The organism is Microbacterium luticocti DSM 19459, from assembly GCF_000422405.1.
GTDB lineage: Bacteria > Actinomycetota > Actinomycetes > Actinomycetales > Microbacteriaceae > Microbacterium > Microbacterium luticocti.
On sequence record NZ_AULS01000001.1, the window covers coordinates 1 to 18,105 of the forward strand.

20 protein-coding genes, 4 tRNA genes and 1 pseudogene are annotated in these 18,105 nt (G+C 69.2%); 15 read left to right on the forward strand and 10 right to left on the reverse strand.

Annotated features, from left to right (window positions below):
• Window positions 1-199 (reverse strand): annotated as a pseudogene (locus H577_RS14525) (IS1380 family transposase); the annotation flags it as partial.
• A gap of 131 nt (window positions 200-330) precedes the next feature.
• Here H577_RS14525 and H577_RS0100010 point away from each other — a divergent pair.
• A complete protein-coding gene (locus H577_RS0100010) occupies window positions 331-537 on the forward strand; it encodes a hypothetical protein (RefSeq protein ID WP_029144198.1) in 207 nt (68 codons plus the stop codon).
• Window positions 538-980: 443 nt separating this feature from the next.
• Window positions 981-1,229 carry a hypothetical protein gene (locus tag H577_RS0100020; RefSeq protein WP_029144199.1) on the forward strand — a complete coding sequence of 83 codons (249 nt, stop codon included), beginning with the start codon at window positions 981-983 and terminating at the stop codon, window positions 1,227-1,229.
• A 546-nt stretch (window positions 1,230-1,775) separates the two neighbouring features.
• On the opposite strand, the gene H577_RS16795 is transcribed toward H577_RS0100020, so the two are convergent.
• Genes H577_RS16795 through H577_RS18240 form a run of 6 tightly spaced genes read right to left on the reverse strand, consistent with a single transcriptional unit; the run spans window position 1,776 to window position 4,668 of the window.
• Window positions 1,776-2,411, reverse strand: a complete 636-nt coding sequence (locus tag H577_RS16795) for a hypothetical protein (protein WP_051191516.1) — start codon at window positions 2,409-2,411, stop codon at window positions 1,776-1,778.
• A gap of 26 nt (window positions 2,412-2,437) precedes the next feature.
• Window positions 2,438-2,923: a hypothetical protein gene (locus tag H577_RS0100030; protein WP_156876517.1), complete on the reverse strand. Its 486-nt coding sequence runs from the start codon at window positions 2,921-2,923 to the stop codon at window positions 2,438-2,440.
• Window positions 2,920-3,147 carry a hypothetical protein gene (locus H577_RS0100035; protein ID WP_156876518.1) on the reverse strand — a complete coding sequence of 76 codons (228 nt, stop codon included), beginning with the start codon at window positions 3,145-3,147 and terminating at the stop codon, window positions 2,920-2,922. The genes H577_RS0100030 and H577_RS0100035 overlap by 4 nt, the downstream gene beginning before the upstream one ends.
• Before the next feature lie 44 nt (window positions 3,148-3,191).
• Window positions 3,192-3,629 (reverse strand): helix-turn-helix domain-containing protein, encoded by a 438-nt coding sequence (locus H577_RS0100040; RefSeq protein WP_156876519.1) that lies wholly within the window; start codon window positions 3,627-3,629, stop codon window positions 3,192-3,194.
• On the reverse strand, window positions 3,626-4,441 hold the full coding sequence (locus tag H577_RS0100045; RefSeq protein WP_084515701.1) for a helix-turn-helix domain-containing protein: 816 nt from the start codon (window positions 4,439-4,441) through the stop codon (window positions 3,626-3,628). The genes H577_RS0100040 and H577_RS0100045 overlap by 4 nt, the downstream gene beginning before the upstream one ends.
• Before the next feature lie 32 nt (window positions 4,442-4,473).
• Window positions 4,474-4,668, reverse strand: coding sequence for a helix-turn-helix domain-containing protein (locus tag H577_RS18240; protein ID WP_084515702.1), 195 nt, complete (start codon window positions 4,666-4,668; stop codon window positions 4,474-4,476).
• A 59-nt stretch (window positions 4,669-4,727) separates the two neighbouring features.
• Here H577_RS18240 and H577_RS0100050 point away from each other — a divergent pair, with 59 nt between their 5' ends.
• Together H577_RS0100050 and H577_RS16800 are read left to right on the forward strand one after the other, a co-directional pair.
• Window positions 4,728-5,396 carry a helix-turn-helix domain-containing protein gene (locus H577_RS0100050; RefSeq protein ID WP_156876520.1) on the forward strand — a complete coding sequence of 223 codons (669 nt, stop codon included), beginning with the start codon at window positions 4,728-4,730 and terminating at the stop codon, window positions 5,394-5,396.
• A complete protein-coding gene (locus tag H577_RS16800; protein ID WP_051191518.1) occupies window positions 5,393-6,751 on the forward strand; it encodes a site-specific integrase in 1,359 nt (452 codons plus the stop codon). The genes H577_RS0100050 and H577_RS16800 overlap by 4 nt, the downstream gene beginning before the upstream one ends.
• Window positions 6,752-6,766: 15 nt before the next feature.
• On the opposite strand, the gene H577_RS0100060 is transcribed toward H577_RS16800, so the two are convergent.
• Window positions 6,767-6,842, reverse strand: a tRNA-Val gene (locus H577_RS0100060).
• Window positions 6,843-6,993: 151 nt separating this feature from the next.
• Here H577_RS0100060 and H577_RS0100065 point away from each other — a divergent pair.
• From H577_RS0100065 to H577_RS0100100, 8 genes are all read left to right on the forward strand, one after another.
• Window positions 6,994-7,066: transfer RNA gene (locus tag H577_RS0100065), tRNA-Gly, on the forward strand.
• A gap of 51 nt (window positions 7,067-7,117) precedes the next feature.
• A tRNA-Cys gene (locus H577_RS0100070) sits at window positions 7,118-7,191 on the forward strand.
• 39 nt (window positions 7,192-7,230) lie between these two features.
• A tRNA-Val gene (locus H577_RS0100075) sits at window positions 7,231-7,302 on the forward strand.
• 120 nt (window positions 7,303-7,422) lie between these two features.
• On the forward strand, window positions 7,423-8,514 hold the full coding sequence (locus H577_RS16805; RefSeq protein WP_029144205.1) for a hypothetical protein: 1,092 nt from the start codon (window positions 7,423-7,425) through the stop codon (window positions 8,512-8,514).
• A gap of 79 nt (window positions 8,515-8,593) precedes the next feature.
• A complete protein-coding gene (locus H577_RS0100085) occupies window positions 8,594-9,859 on the forward strand; it encodes an acyltransferase family protein (RefSeq protein WP_084515703.1) in 1,266 nt (421 codons plus the stop codon).
• A 165-nt stretch (window positions 9,860-10,024) separates the two neighbouring features.
• On the forward strand, window positions 10,025-10,540 hold the full coding sequence (locus H577_RS0100090) for a glycine cleavage system transcriptional repressor (protein WP_029144207.1): 516 nt from the start codon (window positions 10,025-10,027) through the stop codon (window positions 10,538-10,540).
• A gap of 160 nt (window positions 10,541-10,700) precedes the next feature.
• The gene (gene thrS, locus H577_RS0100095) at window positions 10,701-12,710 is read left to right on the forward strand and encodes a threonine--tRNA ligase (protein WP_036283206.1); all 2,010 of its coding nucleotides are present in this window, start codon (window positions 10,701-10,703) and stop codon (window positions 12,708-12,710) included.
• Window positions 12,707-13,264 carry an HIT family protein gene (locus tag H577_RS0100100; protein WP_245570296.1) on the forward strand — a complete coding sequence of 186 codons (558 nt, stop codon included), beginning with the start codon at window positions 12,707-12,709 and terminating at the stop codon, window positions 13,262-13,264. The genes thrS and H577_RS0100100 overlap by 4 nt, the downstream gene beginning before the upstream one ends.
• Before the next feature lie 156 nt (window positions 13,265-13,420).
• Here the strand turns inward: H577_RS0100100 and pdxY are convergent, their stop codons facing one another.
• Both pdxY and H577_RS0100110 read right to left on the reverse strand, forming a co-directional pair.
• A complete protein-coding gene (pdxY, locus tag H577_RS0100105) occupies window positions 13,421-14,272 on the reverse strand; it encodes a pyridoxal kinase PdxY (RefSeq protein ID WP_029144210.1) in 852 nt (283 codons plus the stop codon).
• A 7-nt stretch (window positions 14,273-14,279) separates the two neighbouring features.
• Window positions 14,280-15,602: an aminotransferase class I/II-fold pyridoxal phosphate-dependent enzyme gene (locus H577_RS0100110; protein WP_029144211.1), complete on the reverse strand. Its 1,323-nt coding sequence runs from the start codon at window positions 15,600-15,602 to the stop codon at window positions 14,280-14,282.
• Between the two features lie 127 nt (window positions 15,603-15,729).
• Here H577_RS0100110 and pdxS point away from each other — a divergent pair, with 127 nt between their 5' ends.
• Genes pdxS through H577_RS0100125 form a run of 3 tightly spaced genes read left to right on the forward strand, consistent with a single transcriptional unit; the run spans window position 15,730 to window position 17,908 of the window.
• Window positions 15,730-16,626 carry a pyridoxal 5'-phosphate synthase lyase subunit PdxS gene (gene pdxS, locus H577_RS0100115; protein WP_029144212.1) on the forward strand — a complete coding sequence of 299 codons (897 nt, stop codon included), beginning with the start codon at window positions 15,730-15,732 and terminating at the stop codon, window positions 16,624-16,626.
• Window positions 16,620-17,219: a pyridoxal 5'-phosphate synthase glutaminase subunit PdxT gene (gene pdxT / locus H577_RS0100120; protein ID WP_036283208.1), complete on the forward strand. Its 600-nt coding sequence runs from the start codon at window positions 16,620-16,622 to the stop codon at window positions 17,217-17,219. The genes pdxS and pdxT overlap by 7 nt, the downstream gene beginning before the upstream one ends.
• A gap of 35 nt (window positions 17,220-17,254) precedes the next feature.
• Window positions 17,255-17,908 carry a DUF1697 domain-containing protein gene (locus H577_RS0100125; RefSeq protein WP_245570297.1) on the forward strand — a complete coding sequence of 218 codons (654 nt, stop codon included), beginning with the start codon at window positions 17,255-17,257 and terminating at the stop codon, window positions 17,906-17,908.
• The last annotated feature ends 197 nt before the right edge of the window (window positions 17,909-18,105 follow it).

Consider the following 18,105-nt stretch of genomic DNA (forward strand, 5'->3'; position numbering starts at 1 on the left):
GCAACACATCGAGATCGTCGATGCTGTCCGCCCCCGCGAGCATCCCGCCAAGGATCGTGCGGACCTTCACCGCCACGTTCGCCGCCGGAAGCGTCGAACACGCCTCGACCAGACCGGTCAGGCCCGCCTTCTCCGCCAGCGCGAGCACCGGAACCAGACCCGCATGCGACACGAGGTTGCCGTCATCGAACACCGGCACCAGACCATGAGATGCTTTCACTTAAGAGATGCCCCTCTGTTCTCGGAAACGTTGACTTCAGCACTCAACATTTTCCCAGACCAGAAGGGCATTTCACTTACAGGCACGCCCTACACAAGCCAACCCAACCGGTGGATCAGGGTTCAGATCACGGCCCGCTGGCCCGCTATCTGCACCATTTTGGCGACTACGCCGACCGCGCCGCGCTCGACGTGCTCAACAAGACCGCACCGAAGGCGCTCACCAAGCGGGCGCGCAAGCTGCCCGACCTCAGCAGCTTCGGCGCTGGTGCCGACAGCGGCCGTACTGCGAGTCATTCGCGCGGCCTAAGCCGGTAGACCCCTTCTCCGATCGAGAGGCACCTTGGCTCGGGGTGATTTCGGGGTGATTCTGCGGGTGCTCTCCACCGAGCCGCACCACCTGAGAACAAGAGAACCCCTGGCATGACCAGGGGTTCTCTGTGGTGGGCGATGCCGGACTCGAACCGACGACCTCTTCCGTGTGAATGACGATCGCCGCATGATGACGGGTGATATCGAGTGCTGGGGCGTAGTCGCCCGTTGACGTCCAAGCGTTCGCGCATGCTGCCCGGTGGTGCCCCGTGATGGTCGCTGCCGGGCAGTGTGCACAACGCGATGCACAACCAGAGCACAGCCGAGCACACGCTGAGACACATCTACCCGGCGCGTGTCCTGACCTTGGGTGTCCCGTTGATCTGCTGCCCGGTGTCGGCGCTGCGCGGCATGCTGTGAGTCGAGACGATGAGAGAGGGGGGCGGCTCGTGCTGACGTTCGATGAGGCTCGGCAGATCGCTGCTGAGCACTACGGCGAGCCGTTCGCTCGCACCGGCCGGGAGGACGACGGGTTCTGCCTCGTCACGCCGCAGCGCGTCGTCGACCACGAGCGGATGGGCCTCGTCGAGATCGGCGGCGCGTGGATCGTCGTCGACCGTGCGACGGGTGCTCTCGACGAGTGGTCGCATCTCGCGCATCTCGATCGCGTGCAGCGCATGCGCTCGGCGCGCGCCTGACCGGACAGCGCCAGTTCAGCGCGCCCCTGCCGCTGCTGTGCGTCGATCTGAGACGTCGAGCACGCTGGCCGCTGTCGTCGTGCGTCCCGGCGCTGTCGCGTCGTCCTGCGCTCGCCAGGGCGCGGACAGGCGCGGCCGCGCGTCGAGGGCGTCGACGCGGACGCGTGCGCGCGAGACGCGACCGAAGGTACGTTCATTGCCGTCGCGCTCGACGGTGCGCCGAGAGTGCCGCTGATCCGTTCGGGGCGACGGTGAGGGCGCGCGCCGTCCTGCTGCACCCGTCAGCGTTGCCGAGCCGGGCGACGGGCTGCTGCAGCCTGAGTGCCGTGCTCGCGTACGGGCCGGGCGCGCGCTCTGGGCGGGTCAGCGCGAGCGTCGACGTCCGTGAAGATGTTCGTCGCGGTCACCGGGCCAGATCGCACGGCCCGCGACGATGCCCGGGCGATCTTCGCTCCCATGATGAGAACAGAGAGGCCGGGCAGGAGACAAGACCGCCCGGCCTCTCGTGGCTGACGGCGCGGAAGGGAGATGCGCGCCGTCACCGGTCTATGCGTCGACAGCAGCGTCGAAGCGACGCAGCCACTCGTCGACCTGGCCGTCGCGCCCGTCGTGGGCGACGCCGTAGCCGTCAGGGTCGGCACGGTAGACGTCCTGCCACGCGGCGATGCTCGCGTCGCTGCCCGCCGCGGCCTCGGACATCGCACGGTGCCATGCGATGTCGGGCGCGTTGCGCTGCTCGACATCACGCACGCTCTCCGCGGCTTCGACGCCGAGATCGGCGAGCCGGTCGAAGACGAGGCCGCGGACTTCAGCGACGATCTCGGCACCGCTGTTGGATTCGAGCACCTGCGGCAGCGTCTCGACGAGATCAGCGATCGCGAGCGCACGCGTACTGTCGGCGGCGGCGATGATCTCCCCGAGCGGTCGGCCGTTGTCGAGCAGGGTGCGCACCTTCGCCTGCTCGTGCTGCATGCGAGCGATCTCGTCGGCGCTCGACGCGCTCAGACCGGCGAGCACGTCGTCGCGGCTTCGCGCGCCCTTCGGCAGGACGGGCCTCGCAGCCAGCAACCGCTCGCTCGCGGCCACACGCGCAGCGCGCTGGCGATCAGCCTGCCCGCTGGCGCTCAGGTTCGGATCGCTCATATCGCGCAAAGCGGCGATCTCGTCGTAGTAGCCGCGCATTGCGGCGGCGTATCGGCTCGTGTCTGTCACGATTGCCCCTCTCGGTTGGTGGCCTGTCGGCCCTTGGTGGCCGCGCTCGTCTGCGCGGTGGTCTGTGCTCGACGCTTCGCCTTCTGCGCCCGGTCGCGGGCGTTCTCGCGAGCGCGATACTCGGGATCGGCTCGGCGACGGCGCTTGTACTCGCGCAGCCGCTCGCGGCGACAGCCGACGCACTCGCTGTTCGTGGCGTCCTTGCCCCACGTGATGCGCACGTGCCCGCGTGGGCACATCAGCAGATCACCGCCGCCGTCCAACTGTGCGTTGTGGCTGAAGCACAGCGGCGCGTAGTCGCGCAGATCGGTCGACCACCGCACCGCCGTGCCGTCGTTCTTCTCGCCATAGTTCGTCGCTTCACCGACAAGGCCCCAGCCGTCCGCGAGGCTCGTGCACCCCGACACGACACATGGTCGCCCGACTGCAGTTCCGAACTCGCGTCGCAGCATCTCGTGCACGATCACGTAGCCACTCGTCATCGCTGACCGCCGATCTCGACGCCGACGAGAGCAGCGAGCACATCGCGCAGTTCGCCCGCCTCGGCCCGGTTCGCACCCGCCTCAGCACTCAGCGCCGCCATGTATGCCTTCACCGCTGCCTGGTGACGTGGGTGCATCTCGTCGAGCGCGCGCGTGTACTCGTCGACGGCGCGGCGACGCTGCCGCTTCGCAGCCCGCAGCGACTCACGATCGGGTGCGGTCACGAGTCGACGTGCTTGCCGCACGACGGGTGCCAGAGAGCGGTCCATCACGCACCGCCGATCTCGCCGCAGTGCGGACACTCAGCGCCGAGCATGCGAGCGAGCGGCTGCGCCTTCACCCGGATGCCGTGTCCGTTCTCGCCGACGTGCGCGACATCGACACTGCCCGCGCGAATCATCTTGTATGCCGTCGACACGTCGATGCGCATGATCTCGGCAAACTCGTCGACCTTCAGCAGCACGCGCCCCGCGAGCATTTCCAGCGGCGACTCGATGACACGCTGGGGCGGGTTCGCCGCACGGTCGAGCAGCGCGTCGATGTCTTGTGGGTCCGGATCGAAGATGTCACCGGGAGGGATGATGTCGTCTGGGTAAGTGCTCATCGTGTCGTTCCTCTCGTCGGGTGCTTCAGGCTGGATGAAGCGGCTACCTCTCTCATCTGCGGTTCCTTGGTCTGCTGGCACACCTGTTGTGCACATGGTCACGGCTCCATCTGGCCAGGGAGACAACCGACGTCGGCCCACTGCTTCCCTCGTGCGGTCAGATGCTCGTACTCGGGTTCACCGTCAATCGGCCACGAACGGGCCGGACCGCGCTGGTCGAGACGTTGCCAGTAGCGGGCCATGAGCGTCGTGCACTCGTCGTTCGTAAGATTGCGCCACCTGACGATCTGGCGCTCATCCGGGATGCCCTGCCCCGAGAGGATGAACAGATCGCTCAGCAGCGACACCTGCGCGTCGGTGCAACCGCTGCGACCGCCCGCGCTGGGAGTGTCACCGCTCTCGATCGCTTCGACATCGACGACATCATCGGCTTCGTCGTGCGACGCAAAGCGTTGCACCCGAGAGGGTCGTTCATGACTCTCGTTGATAACTCTCGTTTGAGTCGCTGGGAGCGACCACCCCTGGTCGCTGTCAGCATCCACCTGGTCGCTGGGAGCGACTACCCGACGCGCTGCGTCATCGTCCTGGTGGTCGCTGTCAGCCACTACCAGTCCCGGCTCGACGTGCAGCGTGTAGAGGTTCGGGAGGTTCTTCGCGCCGACGCGACGGCGCTCGATCGAGATCAGGCCGCGCGCTTCGAGCGAGCGCAGCGACCGCATCACGGTGTCGCGCGAGACGCGCGCCTGAGCCGAGATCGTCGCGAAGCCGGGATGACACTGCCCGCTCGTGCGCGCGTGCTTCATCAGGACGATCAGGACGGCATAGTCGTGCAGCGGCAGCGCCGTACTCTCGACGAGCCAGTCGGGGATCATCGTGAAGCCGTCGTGCTCTCGACGCGGTGCAGTCGGTGTCATTGTGCGTGCTCGCCCTCCGTCGAGTGAGTCGGTCAGCGAACAGGTGTCGGGGCGTCGATCATCTCGATGAGCCGACGAGTGCTCACGAGCATGCGCGTCCCAAACCGTGTGACAGGTAGGTCGCCACGACGAGCCGCCTCGTAGGCCGCACCCCGAGAGATGCCCAGTGCCTTTGCCGCCTCTTCGACCGTGCACGTGACTCGCGCGCTGAGTTCGTCCCTGTTCATGTCGTGTTCTCCACTCTCGATGGGGTCGATGTCATGACGCTACGTGCTACTGTGTGCCTATGACGAACCGTGTTCGGAAAACTGCAACACCCCTCGATAAGTGGGTGGGCGAGCGCATCCACGAGATCAGGGAGAAGCGCCACATCACGCAGGGAGAGTTCGCCGATCGGATGAAGGCACGCATCAAGAAGGGCTGGACGCGCCAGGTCGTCTGGCAGGTCGAGCGCGGGGAGAAGCCGCTCAGCACCCGCGAACTCATGCACATCGCCGACGTGCTCGCAGTGACGGTCGTTGACCTCATCAGCAGCAGCGAGCCCGTCGAGTTCGACGGCATCGAGAGGCGCACCGACGATCTGGTCAATGGCGAGAGCGCCATGCCGGAGGTCGAAGGATGGGCACGCTTCGATGAAGCCGTCGCTGCCCTCCGCGATTGTGCCCTCGCGTGGGCGCGCTACGAGAACGCTGTCGACATCGTGAAGAACCGCGCACGAGACAGCGCCCACCTGCGGGACGACATCAAGCGGTACGCAGTCGCCGAGCGTGACCGAGCGCACCGCGAGATCGTCGATGCGTTTTCGTTCCGCCCGCCCGCCGACTTCGACGCCGACGCGTACACGCGACTGAACCCGACACCCGATCTCACCGCCGCGCTCGACGTGCTGAGCGATATCGCCCTTCCGACGTATCCGTGGGCTAAGCGCCCCAAGCAAGAGAGGAATCACCGATGATCTATCGCAGATGCTCGTGCCGCGATGAGCGCGGCAAGCCGTACGGCAACCTGCCCGAGAACGCGACCGAGCAGCAGATCGCGCGGGCGTGCCCGCGGTTGCTCAGCGACCCGAAGCACGGCAAGTGGGGGTACTACCTCAGCCGCGGGTTCGGCTTCGACCCGAAGACCAAGAAGATGAAGCGGCTGCAGACGCGCGTCGCGAACTTCAGCAGCAAGCGCGCTGCCCAGTCGGCCTATGCGAAGGCGAAGACCGAGCACGACGCTGGGCAGTTCCGCGAGACGAACCGTACGCCGTTCGCGCAGTGGTGCAACGAGTGGTTGGAGACGAGTGGGCTGTCGACGGGCCTCGTCGCGGCGTATCGACGCTACTTCGACAACGACGTCGCCCCGAGCGCGCTCGGACGCATGCGACTCAGCGACATTCGGCGCGCCGACGTGCAGCGCTTCGTCGACGGCATGCTCGCAGCCGGTCGCGGGCTGCCCACGGTCAGGAAGGCGCATCGCGGGATTTCCAGCGCGTTCACCGCAGCCGTGCGGGGCGATCTCATCGCGGCGAACCCTGCTCACGGCGTCGTGTTCCCCAAGGAGCGTCGCCCGAAGTTCGAGCCGTGGTCGCCCGCGCAAGCGGGGCTGTTCCTCGATCATGCGGCGAAGCATCGGCTGGGCGTCGTGCTCGAAGTGGCGATGTTCACCGGGCTGCGTCCTGCAGAGTTGGCCGGGCTCAGATGGATCGACATCGACCTCGCGTCGCGCACTCTCACGGTGCGGTGGACGCGCACGATCGTCGACGGGAAAGTCGAAGAGAAGGAGCCGAAGACCGAAGAGAGCCAAGCGAGCATCGACCTCGAAGACCAGACGGTCGGCGCGCTCGTTGCGTGGCAGATCACCCAGCAGCACGAAAGGGAGCGGTTCGGCGCTCTCTGGCAGAACAGCGGCTACGTGTTCACGCACGAGGACGGTCGACCGCTGCGGCGCGACTACGTGCTGAAGAACGTGTTCAAGCCGGTGTGGGCCGCGACGAACGCGACGATCGCTGCTGAGAACGACAAGCGCGTCGCGCGCGGCGAGCAGCCCGAGCCGCTGCTGTCGTGGATCAAGATGCACGGGCTGCGGCACATGCACGCGTCGCTCATGCTCGCGAGCGGGGCCGATATCGCGTTGACGTCGAAGCGGCTGCGGCACTCGTCGGTCGTCATCACGTCGGACGTTTACACGCACCTGATCGGCGACCGTGCCCGGCACGCTGCCGAGGCTGTCGCGGCACTCGTTCCGCGCGCAACTGCACACCCGGTGCACAACGACGACGGTCAGATCGCGCCTGTCGACGCTGGGGGAGTGGGAACTCTTGCGTGATTCCGCGGGTTCCCGTGGTGGGCGATGCCGGACTCGAACCGACGACCTCTTCCGTGTGAAGGAAGCGCGCTACCAACTGCGCCAATCGCCCGTCTCCCGAGGGGGACGAGTATCGATCGTACCGGATGTTCGGGGGTGTTTCCGACCACGCGGCGGGTGACACGCGCGGGCGGTGCGCGGTTTTGCACTGCGGCCCGGATCGGCTACAGTCATATCTGCGCCGGAGTGATCCGGAGCGAAATGCGGATGTAGCGCAGTTGGTAGCGCATCACCTTGCCAAGGTGAGGGTCGCGAGTTCGAGTCTCGTCATCCGCTCGAGTGCGGGGTTCCTTTCCGAAGGGACACGCCGTGGGGTTCGAACCACGCGGTGGCGTGGCCGAGAGGCTAGGCACCGGCCTGCAAAGCCGTTTACACGGGTTCGAATCCCGTCGCCACCTCCACTCCCGGTCGCTGATCGGACAAGTGAACAGCCTTCACAGGCGCGATTGGCGCAGCGGTAGCGCGCTTCCCTGACACGGAAGAGGTCACTGGTTCGATCCCAGTATCGCGCACCGAGAAACCCCCGGTGAAACGGGGGTTTTCGTGTTTCCGGGGTGCGTTGTGCGCGCCCCGCGGAAAAATGATCGCCGATCCGCCTGACATGTCCGGCACACCTGCCGATGGTGCCTGGTATGACGGCGATCGACAACGGGTTCCCCACCACACACGGTGCTGCGGCCACGCAGCGCCCGTCCGCGAAGCTGCCGAGATCGGCACGGAAGGTGGCCGCGGTGGCCCTGGCCGCCGTCGTCATCCTGGCCGGCACCGCCGCAGCCGACAAGGCGCAGGCCGAGCAGGACGGCCGGGCGCAGACCCAGGTCGCCGCCGCGAACGCGCAGGCCCTGGTCATCGGTCACGACCGGATGCAGACCCTCGAGTCGGCGGCGTTCCTGCGCGTGAAGGCCGCTCGCGAGCTCGTCGCGGCCCGCACGGCGTTCGACGCCGCCGCGGCCACAGCCGAGGGGACACTCGGCGCCGCCAAGGGCAAAGTCGACGTCGCCGCCGAGCGCACGCGCCTGGCCGCGATCCGTCGTGCTGCCACGGCCGCCGTCGACGCCGCCGCGGTGACGACACAGACCGCCGCCGCCGGCGCCCTCACCAGCGCGGTGAAGGCGAAGATCCGCGCCTATGACGCCGCTCACGCGCGGACGGCCGCGTCGACCCGTGCCGCGCAGACCGCGCAGGTCTACACCGCCGCTCCGGCCACGTCGGGCGCGGGCGCCGCGAAGAGCGCCACCGCCAAGCGTGCCACCGCCACCGCATCCACCAAGAGCACCGCCAAGAGCGCGAAGAGCCCGGCGAAGGCGCCCGCACCCAAGGCGAAGGCGAGCTCGTCCGGTGGCTGGTTCGCGCAGATGCGCTCCATCCTCACTCAGGTGGGCGGGGGCGGCATCCGTCTGGTGCAGTACAACGGCGTGTGCGCGGGCGGGCGCGCGGTCGCCTGCTCGACGCAGGGCACCATCAAGGTCAGCTCCGCCATCGCCTCGTGGACCCACGCCCGCAAGGTCTGGGCGATGACCCACGAGCTCGCCCACCAGTACCAGTTCCGGGTGTGGGGCAAGCTGATGGCCTCGAAGACCTACCGCAGCCTGTTCGGCGGCAACATCGAGCTGCTCGCCAACTGCATGGCATCGGCCCGCGGCGCGACCGCACACGGCATGCACTGCTCGGCGAAGCAGATCTCCTGGGCGCGCAACATCTGGTCGGGACGCATCGTCGGCTGACCGCGGCAGGGGATGAGATTCCTCTCACAACACCCCGATCCACAGCATCCATTGATAACGGATTCGTAACGTCGAAGGGATGCCAGCAGCTACACGACTGTCCGCACTCGATGGGCTCCGCGGCGTCGCGGCGCTCGTCGTGGTCGTCCACCATGCCCTTCTGGTCTCACCGTCGATGGCGGCCGCGTACTACGGCGGCTCGGTCGGCGACGACCCGCTGCACGTCGCGCTGGCGTACTCGCCGCTGCATCTGCTGTGGGGCGGCGCGGAGGCCGTGGTCGTGTTCTTCGTGCTCTCGGGGTTCGTGCTCGCCCGGCAGGTGCGCTCACGCTCGTTCGACTGGTTCGCCTACTTTCCGTCCCGCCTGCTGCGCCTGTACCTGCCGGTGATCGCGGCGGTGGCCTTCGCGTACGCGATCATGCTGCTGCCCCACGACGGGGCGCCCGACAGCCCGTGGCTCGACCGTGACGCCGGCTACCCGTTCGGGGCGATCCTGCAGGACGTGACCCTGCTCGGCGGCGTGTCGGGCGTCGTCTCGCCGCTGTGGACCTTGCGGTGGGAGGTGATCTTCTCGCTGCTCCTGCCCATCGCCGCATACGCGGCACGGCTGATCCCCGCGTGGCTGCTCGGTGCCGCCTGCGTCGTGCTGTCGACGGTCGGCGCGGCTCGCGACGTCGCGGCGCTGCAGTACCTGCCGATCTTCGGTGTCGGCGTCGCCATCGAAGGCGAATGGGATCGCATCGGCCGCATCGTGGATCGGATCAGCCGCCGCGCCGGGTGGCTCGTGTGGACCGCTGTGCTGGCGGTGGCGACGGTGCTGCTGAGCATGCACTGGCTGCTCGTGCTGCCGCTCGGCCACGCCGCGACCGTGATGCTCGCCCAGGGGCCGATCGTGGTGGGCGCCGGCATCCTCGTGATCGCCGCGGTGCACTGCACGCCCGTACGGCGTCTGCTGACCTGGCGGCCGATCGCCCTGCTCGGGGCGATCTCGTTCAGCCTGTACCTCATCCACGAGCCGCTGGTGATCCTGATGGCCAACGTGACGGATGCCGCGCGCTGGACCGTTCTGGCCGCGGTACCGCTGGCGCTGGCGACCGCCTGGGTGTTCTGGCTCGTCGTGGAGCGCCCGGCGCACCACCTCGCCCGTACCGTGCGGGCGCGGGCGGTGTGGCATCCGCCCGCCGACGCGGGTGCGCGGCAGCAGCCCGGGTCGGACGGTGCGCCGGGCGAGCCCGGGCCCGTGCGCGACCGAGCGCCGGGCACAGGGTTCGCCACGACGCCCGACACGATGGGCCCCTCCGTGCACGACGGCGCGGCACGCGAACGCACCCCGGCGCACCGCTGAGCGCACCCCGGCCACGGATGCGTGCGCCGCGCCCGGCCGTGTGCGGCGGGGTCGGTACGCACTGTTCGCACCCCGCCGCGCGATCGCATGCAACCCGCCCGCCGGCACGGGTCGTGCGCACCGCGCCTGATCGCGCGTACGACCCGCGCGCATTAGGCTCACGTCATGGCCCACCTCGTGCTCACCGTCGTCGGCGACGATCGCGCCGGCCTCGTTCAAGCCCTCGCCGACACCGTCGCCGCCCACGGCGGCAACTGGGAGCGCAGCGAACTGGCCGAACTCGCCGGCGCGTTCGCGGGCATTGTGCTCGTCGACGTGCCCGACGCCGACGTGGATGCGCTGACCGCCGCCCTGAGCGCGTTGAGCGGACTGCTGACCATCACGCCGTACCGCGGCGGTGAAGCGGATGCCACACCACCCGGCGAGCGGGTCACCTTCACCGTGCTCGGCAACGATCATCCGGGCATCGTCCGCGACATCACCCGCGCGCTGGTCGGCCACGGGTTGACCATCGACCGGTTCACCAGCCGCACCCTCGCCGCGCCGATGGCCGGCGGGGAGTTGTTCGAGGCCGCCGTCACCGCCCGCGCGACCTCCGACGCCGACACCGCCGACGCCGTCGCTGAACTGGAACGGCTCGCCGCCGAGATCCAGGTCGAGGTGACGGTCGCCGGAGGCTGACGGCCGGCCCGACTAGACTTCCGGTATGCAGCCAGTCGTCCGAGCCCGCAACGAGCAGGCGGCGGCGCGCGGCCGGCGAACGCGCTAGGCCCGAGCGGGCAGCGGCGCGACACGCCGCGAAGCTGAGCCATCCGAGCCCTCTTTCTCTGGAGACCTTCCTGTGACTGACGCTGTCATTCCGTCGGACGTGAGCTATCCCGCCGACGGATTCGCCCTGTTCCCTGACCGTGCCGTGATCGCGCTGCGCGTCAACGGTGAGCTCAAAGACCTCGCCACGCTGGTGACCGAGACGGATGCCGTCGAGCCGATCCGCATCGACAGTCCCGAGGGCCTGGCGATCCTGCGCCATTCCACCGCGCACGTGCTCGCGCAGGCGGTGCAGCGGGTCAAGCCGCAGACCAACCTGGGGATCGGACCGCCGATCACCGACGGGTTCTACTACGACTTCGGAGCCCCCGAGCCGTTCACCCCCGAAGACCTCAAGGCCATCGAGAAGGAGATGCAGCGCATCGTCCGTGACGGCCAGCGGTTCGTCCGCCGGGTGGTCACCGACGACCAGGCGCGGCAGGAGCTGCGCGACGAACCGTTCAAGCTCGAACTGATCGGGTTGAAGGGCGGCGGCGCCGAGAAGACCGAGGGCGCGTCGGTCGAGGTCGGCGCGGGCGAGCTGACCATCTACGACAACGTGAACCGCGACGGCGAGACGGTCTGGAAGGACCTGTGCCGCGGGCCGCACCTGCCGAACACCCGCCTGATCGGCAATGGTTGGGCGCTGCAGCGCATCGCCGGCGCCTACTGGCGCGGCAACGAGCACAACCCGCAGCTGCAGCGGGTGTACGGCACCGCCTGGCCCACCAAGGACGAGCTGCGCGCGTACCAGCACCGCCTCGAGGAGGCCGCCAAGCGCGACCACCGCAAACTCGGGCGCGAGCTCGACCTGTTCTCGTTCCCCGACGAGATCGGATCGGGGCTGAGTGTGTGGCATCCCAAGGGCGGCATCGTCCGCGGCGAGATGGAACAGCACGCGCGACGTCGGCACATCGACGCCGGCTACACCTACGTGTACACGCCGCACATCTCCAAGGAGGATCTGTTCCTCACCTCGAACCACCTGGTCACCTACCGGGAGGGCATGTTCCCGCCGATCCGCATGGACGAGGAGGTCGACGAGCACGGGCACGTCGTCAAGGCGGGGCAGGACTACTACCTCAAGCCGATGAACTGTCCGATGCATATCCTCATCTACAAGGAGCGTGCACGCAGCTACCGTGACCTGCCGATGCGGCTGGCCGAGAACGGCACCGTGTACCGCAACGAGTTGTCGGGCGCACTGCACGGGCTCACCCGGGTGCGCGGGTTCACCCAGGACGACTCGCACCTGTTCGTCACTCCCGAACAGCTCGAATCCGAGGCGACGCGGGTGCTCGAGTTCGTCATCTCGATGCTGCGCGACTTCGGCCTGGACGACTTCGAGCTCGAGCTGTCGATGCGTGACGACGAGAAGTCGAAGTGGATCGGCTCGGACGAGTTCTGGGAGTACTCGACGAACGCGCTGCGCAACGTCGCCCTGGCCAGCGGTCTGAAGCTCACCGAGGTGCCGGGCGAGGCCGCGTTCTACGGGCCGAAGATCGACCTGAAGACCAAGGACGCGATCGGCCGGGTGTGGCAGCTGTCCACCGTGCAGGTGGACCCCAACCTGCCCGAGCGTTTCGGTCTGGAGTACACCGGGCCCGACGGCGAGAAGCACCGGCCGATCATGATCCACCGGGCCCTGTTCGGCTCGATCGAGCGGTTCTTCGCCATCCTGCTCGAGCACTATGCCGGGGCGTTCCCGGTGTGGCTCGCACCGGTGCAGGTGGTGGGCATCCCCGTCGCCGAGGAGTACGCCGGCTACCTGGACGGCATCGTCGAGCGGCTGCGTGCCGACGGCGTGCGCGCCGAGGTCGACCACAGCGACGACCGCATGCAGAAGAAGATCCGTACCCACACCACGCAGAAGGTGCCGTTCCAGCTCATCGCGGGGGAGCAGGACCGCTCCGCCGGCACCGTCTCGTTCCGGTTCCGCGACGGCTCGCAGCGCAACGGCGTGCCGGTCGACGAGGCGCTGCGTCTGGTGCGGCACGCCATCGACACGAAGGCGCTGGTGAACGCCGCCGAGGACCTGTCGTGACGGATGTCGCCGACGACACGGTCGCGGGGCTGGTGGCCGCCAGCGACCTGCCCGGCGTGCCCGACGAGTTCCAGCGACTGTGGACGCCGCACCGCATGGCCTACATCCAGGCCGGGGCCGACGCGATGCGGGCGGACTGCCCGTTCTGCGCGGCGCCCGACAAGAGGGACGAGGACGGGCTGATCGTGCACCGCGGGCAGACGGCGTACGTGTTGCTCAACCTGTTCCCGTACAACTCCGGTCACCTGCTGGTCTGCCCGTACCGGCACATCGCCACGTACGACCAGGCGAGCCCGGAGGAGGTCGCCGAGATCGGAGCGCTCACGCAGCATGCCATGCAGGTGCTGCGTGGCGTGTCGCGGTGCGACGGGTTCAACATCGGCATGAACCAGGGGAGGGTCGCCGGCGCCGGTGTCGACGAGCACCTGCACCAGCACATCGTGCCCCGCTGGGAGACCGACGCGAACTTCTTCCCGATCATCGCGAAGACCAAGGCGCTGCCGCAGCTGCTCGGCGAGGTGCGCCGGGCCGTCGCCAACGCCTGGGCCGGCTGAGGCCGCACGCGCACGCCGCGGCATCCGCCGCGAGCATCACGAGCGCAGGAGATATCTCCGGCTCAGGAGGATCCGGCGCAGATTCTCCTGAGCCCGTGAGATCTCCTGTTCCGGTGACGCGGACACCGGGTCGGATGAACGGATGCGGATGCCGGCTCAGCGCACCTGCGTGACCTCGAACTGCATCCGCGGGTGGGCATAGAACTCCTGCGCCTCGACCAGCTGCAGCTCGCGCTTGCCCGACTCGTGGGTCAGCCGCAGCAGATCCCAAACGCTCGACGTGGTGCGGGCGAGGGCCTCGGCGGCACTGCCCGTGGCCCGGTAGTGCGCGGTGAACAGGGCGGCCGTGACATCCCCCGACCCGTTCGCCTTCAGCGGCAGGAGTGGCGTCTGCACGATCCACGCGCCGGCATCGTCGACGGCCAGCATCTCGATCGTGCCCTCCGGGCGGTCGGGGCGCTCGACGCTGGTGACCAGCACCGTGCGCGGCCCGATCGCGCGGGCCGCGTCGACCGAGGCGAGCGTCGATGCGAGATCGGCGGGCTCGGTGCGTGTCAGATAACCGAGCTCGAACTGGTTCGGCGTGATGATGTCGGCGGCCGGTACCACCCGGTCGCGCAGCAGTTCGGGGATCGCGGGGGCGACGAAGCATCCCGACTTCGCGTTGCCCATCACCGGGTCGCACGCGTACACGGCGTGCGGGTTGGCGGCCTTGACACGGGCGACGGCATCCAGGATGACGTCGGCGATGCCCTCGCCGCCCTGGTAGCCGCTGAGCACCACGTCGACCTCGCCGAGCACGCCGCGCTCTTCGATGCCGGTGATGACGTCGCGCACGTCGTCGGGGCTGATCAGAGGTCCGCGCCAGGCGCCGTATCCGGTGTGGTTCGAGAAGTTCACGGTGTACACCGGCAGCACCTCGACGCCGATCCGCTGAAGCGGGAAGACGGCGGCCGAGTTGCCGACGTGGCCGTAGGCGACGGCGGACTGGATGGAGAGGATGTTCACCGCTCGATCATCCCATCTCACGCCTGGCGGCATCGACCGCGGTGGCCAGATCGGCGGCCAGCTGGGCGGCATCCGGGTCCGCCAACTCGTGCACGGTGAGCCGCAGATGCCGCGAGGCCGACTCGTCGATGCCGAACTCGTCACCGGTGCGCGCCAGCCACCTCAGCCGCGTCAGGTGCGCCGACACCAGGCGCGCGGGCGCGGGTACGGGCACCCACAGGTTGAGTCCGTCGCCGGATGCCACGGGCAGGTCGAGCGCGCGCAGTCGGGCGGCGAACGCCGCATTGCGGGCCGCATAGTGCGCGCCGGCCTGCTCGATGCGCTCGCGCACGGCGTGGTCGGCCAGCAGTGCGTGCGCGAGCCGCTGCAGGAGGTGGCTGACCCAGGTGGTGCCGGGGCTCAGCCGCAGCGCGAGACGATGCGCGGTCTCGGGGTCCGAGGCGGTGACCGCCAGGCACATGTCGGGGCCGAGGAACTTCGACACCGACCGCACCAGAGCGAACCGGCGGTGGTCGGCTGCGACGATGCTGTGGAACGGCCGCCGCGACAACAGCGAGAAGTGATCGTCCTCGATGACGAGCACATACGGGTGGTCGGCGAGCACCTCGCGCAGTTCGGCGGCGCGGGCGGCCGACAGGCTCGCGCCGGTCGGGTTCTGCGCCCGGGGCGTGCAGATCACCGCGCGGACCCCGGCATCGAGCGCGGCGCGCAGCCCCTCGGCGGTCATGCCCTCTTCGTCGGTGGCCACCGGCACGGCACGGTATCCGCCCAGGCGGACGGTGTGGATGCCGGCGAGCCAGCACGGGTCCTCGAGGGCCACCGCGTCGTCGCGGGTCAGTGCCTGGGCGAGCAGCCGCTCCACCGCATCCACCGCGCCCGAGGTGACCGTCAGACGCACCTCGCGGGGGGCGAGGTCGGCCCCCATCCACGCGTGCGCCCACTGCTGCAGGCCGGCGTCGATCACCGGTTCGCCGTACAGCACGGGACGGCCGACGACGGCGGACAGCGCCGCGGTGGGGTCGGGGATCAGCCGCGGGTCGGGGTTGCCGGTGCCCACATCGCGCAGGGCACTGTTCGGCGCGTAGCCCTCTTGCGCCACCGGCGCGGGGTCGGCCAGGCGGGTGCCGGCCCGCCCGAGGGTGACCACGAGCCCGGCCTGGGCGAGTTGCCGGTACGCGGCGACGATCGTGTTGCGGTTCACGCCGAGCCGTTCGGCCAGGGTGCGCACCGGGGGCAGCGTATCGCCGGCACGCAGGGTGCCGCGCTCGTGCAGGGCGCGCACGCTGTCGGCGATCTCGGCCGCGGTGCGACCGGTGATGGTCGTGGTCATGACACCTCCGCTGACGACTGTACGCGGACGTGGTACGTTTTGGCATAGGCCAATGACGGGCAAGGACCGCGCACCGGTGGCGACAGCATCCGGTGCCTTGCACGCGCACACAGCGAGGAGAAGGACCATGGCAGACGAAACCCGGACCGCAGGCACCGCGCGCGTCAAGCGCGGCCTGGCCGAGATGCTCAAGGGCGGCGTCATCATGGACGTCGTCACCGCCGACCAGGCGAAGGTCGCCGAAGAGGCGGGGGCCGTCGCGGTGATGGCGCTGGAGCGCGTGCCCGCCGACATCCGCGCGCAGGGCGGGGTGGCCCGGATGAGCGACCCGGACCTGATCGACGACATCATCGCCGCGGTGTCGATCCCGGTGATGGCGAAGGCGCGGATCGGCCACTTCGTCGAGGCGCAGGTGCTGCAGGAGCTCGGCGTCGATTACATCGACGAGTCCGAAGTGCTTTCGCCGGCCGACTACGTCAACCACATCGACAAGTGGAACTTCACGGTGCCGTTCGTGTGCGGTGCCACCAACCTGGGTGAGGCGCTGCGCCGCATCACCGAGGGTGCGGCCATGATCCGCTCCAAGGGCGAGGCCGGCACGGGGGATGTCTCCGAGGCGACCAAGCACATCCGTAAGATCAACGCCGAGATCGCCGCGCTGCGGTCGATGAGCCGCGACGAGCTGTACGTGGCGGCCAAGGAACTTCAGGCGCCGTACGAGCTCGTCGCCGAAGTCGCCGAGACCGGAAAGCTGCCGGTCGTGTTGTTCGTCGCCGGGGGAGTGGCGACGCCGGCGGATGCCGCGATGATGATGCAGCTGGGGGCGGACGGCGTGTTCGTCGGCTCGGGCATCTTCAAGTCGGGCGATCCTGCCGCGCGCGCTGCGGCCATCGTGAAGGCGACCACGTTCTACGACGACCCCACGGTCGTCGCGGAGGTCTCGCGCGGCCTTGGTGAGGCGATGGTCGGCATCAACGTGGCCGACCTCGCCGCCCCGCACCGCCTGGCCGAGCGCGGCTGGTGACCGCCACGCCGCCGCGCATCGGCGTGCTCGCGCTGCAGGGCGACGTGCGCGAGCACGTGCAGGTGTTGCGCGGGCTGGGCGCCGAGGCGGTGCCGGTACGCCGGCCGGACGACCTCGCCGCGGTGGCGGGTCTGGTGATCCCCGGCGGTGAGTCGAGCGTCATCGACAAACTGTCGCGCACGTTTGGTCTGCGCGAGCCCATCCGTGCGGCCATCGCCGCGGGGCTGCCGGTGTACGGCACGTGCGCCGGGCTGATCATGCTCGCCGACCGGATCGTCGACGGCATCGACGGACAGCAGACGTTCGGGGGACTGGACATCACGGTGCGCCGCAACGCGTTCGGCGGCCAGGTGTTCTCGTTCGAGGCCGATCTGACGGTTCCGGAACTGGGCGACCCGCCGGTGCACGCGGTGTTCATCCGCGCTCCGATCGTCGAGCGGGTCGGACCCGGCGTCCAGACCCTCGCCGCACTGCCGGACGGCACGGTCGTGGGCGTGCGTGCCGGAAACCTCATCGGCACCTCGTTCCACCCCGAGATGAACGGGGAGACCCGCTTCCATCGGTTGCTGCTCGAGATGGCGCGGGGACGCTGAGCCGATCACCCGCACACCGGGGCTAGCCTCTCACTGTGGCGAAGGGCACTGTGACGAAGGGCGTCGGCGCGAAGGGCACCGGCGCGAAGGGCACCGGCGCGACGGGCGATGCGGCGAACGGCAGGGCACCCGAAAGCACCGGCACGACCCGGGATGCCGCAGCCTCACCCCGCTGGATCGCGCTGCTGCGCGGGGTGAACGTCGGCGGGATCACGATCCGCAGTGCCGACCTGCGCGACGTGTTCGACGGGCTCGGCGCGAGTGACGTGCGCACGGTGCTCGCCAGCGGCAACGTGCTGTTCACCGCTTCCGGTGCGCGCGCGACGTGGAAGCGCCGCATCGAGCGGGCGCTGCGCGACCGGTTCGGCTACGACGCCTGGATCATCCTGCTCACCCGCGACGAGCTCGCCGCGGTCGCGGCATCCTTCCCCTTCGACGAGGACGACGCCGATCGGCATCCGTACATCGTGTTCTGCGCCGACGACGAGGTGCACGCGCAGGTACGGGATGCCGCGACCGCCGCCGCCGGCGACGACGAACCGGTCGCAGCCGGGGACGGTGTCGTCTATTGGCACGCGCGCACCGGCACCTCGACGACCTCGCCGGTGGCCCGCGCGCTGGCACGCGCCGCATTCCGCACCGGCACCACCACCCGCAACCTGCGCACGGTGCAGAAGATGCTCGGATAGGCGTACTTCCCCGTGGGCGTGTCCCAGAACCTGCGACTTCCCGGCACCGACACCCGCACGTTGTGAGACATCGTGGTCGGGCGTGTCCCAGAACCTGCGGACTGCGGAGCGTTCAACCCACGAGTTCTGAGACACGCCGTGGCCGAGCGGGCGGGCAGGCGCTCTGTCGTGGTCTTGTCTGTGCGCGCCGGCGAGAG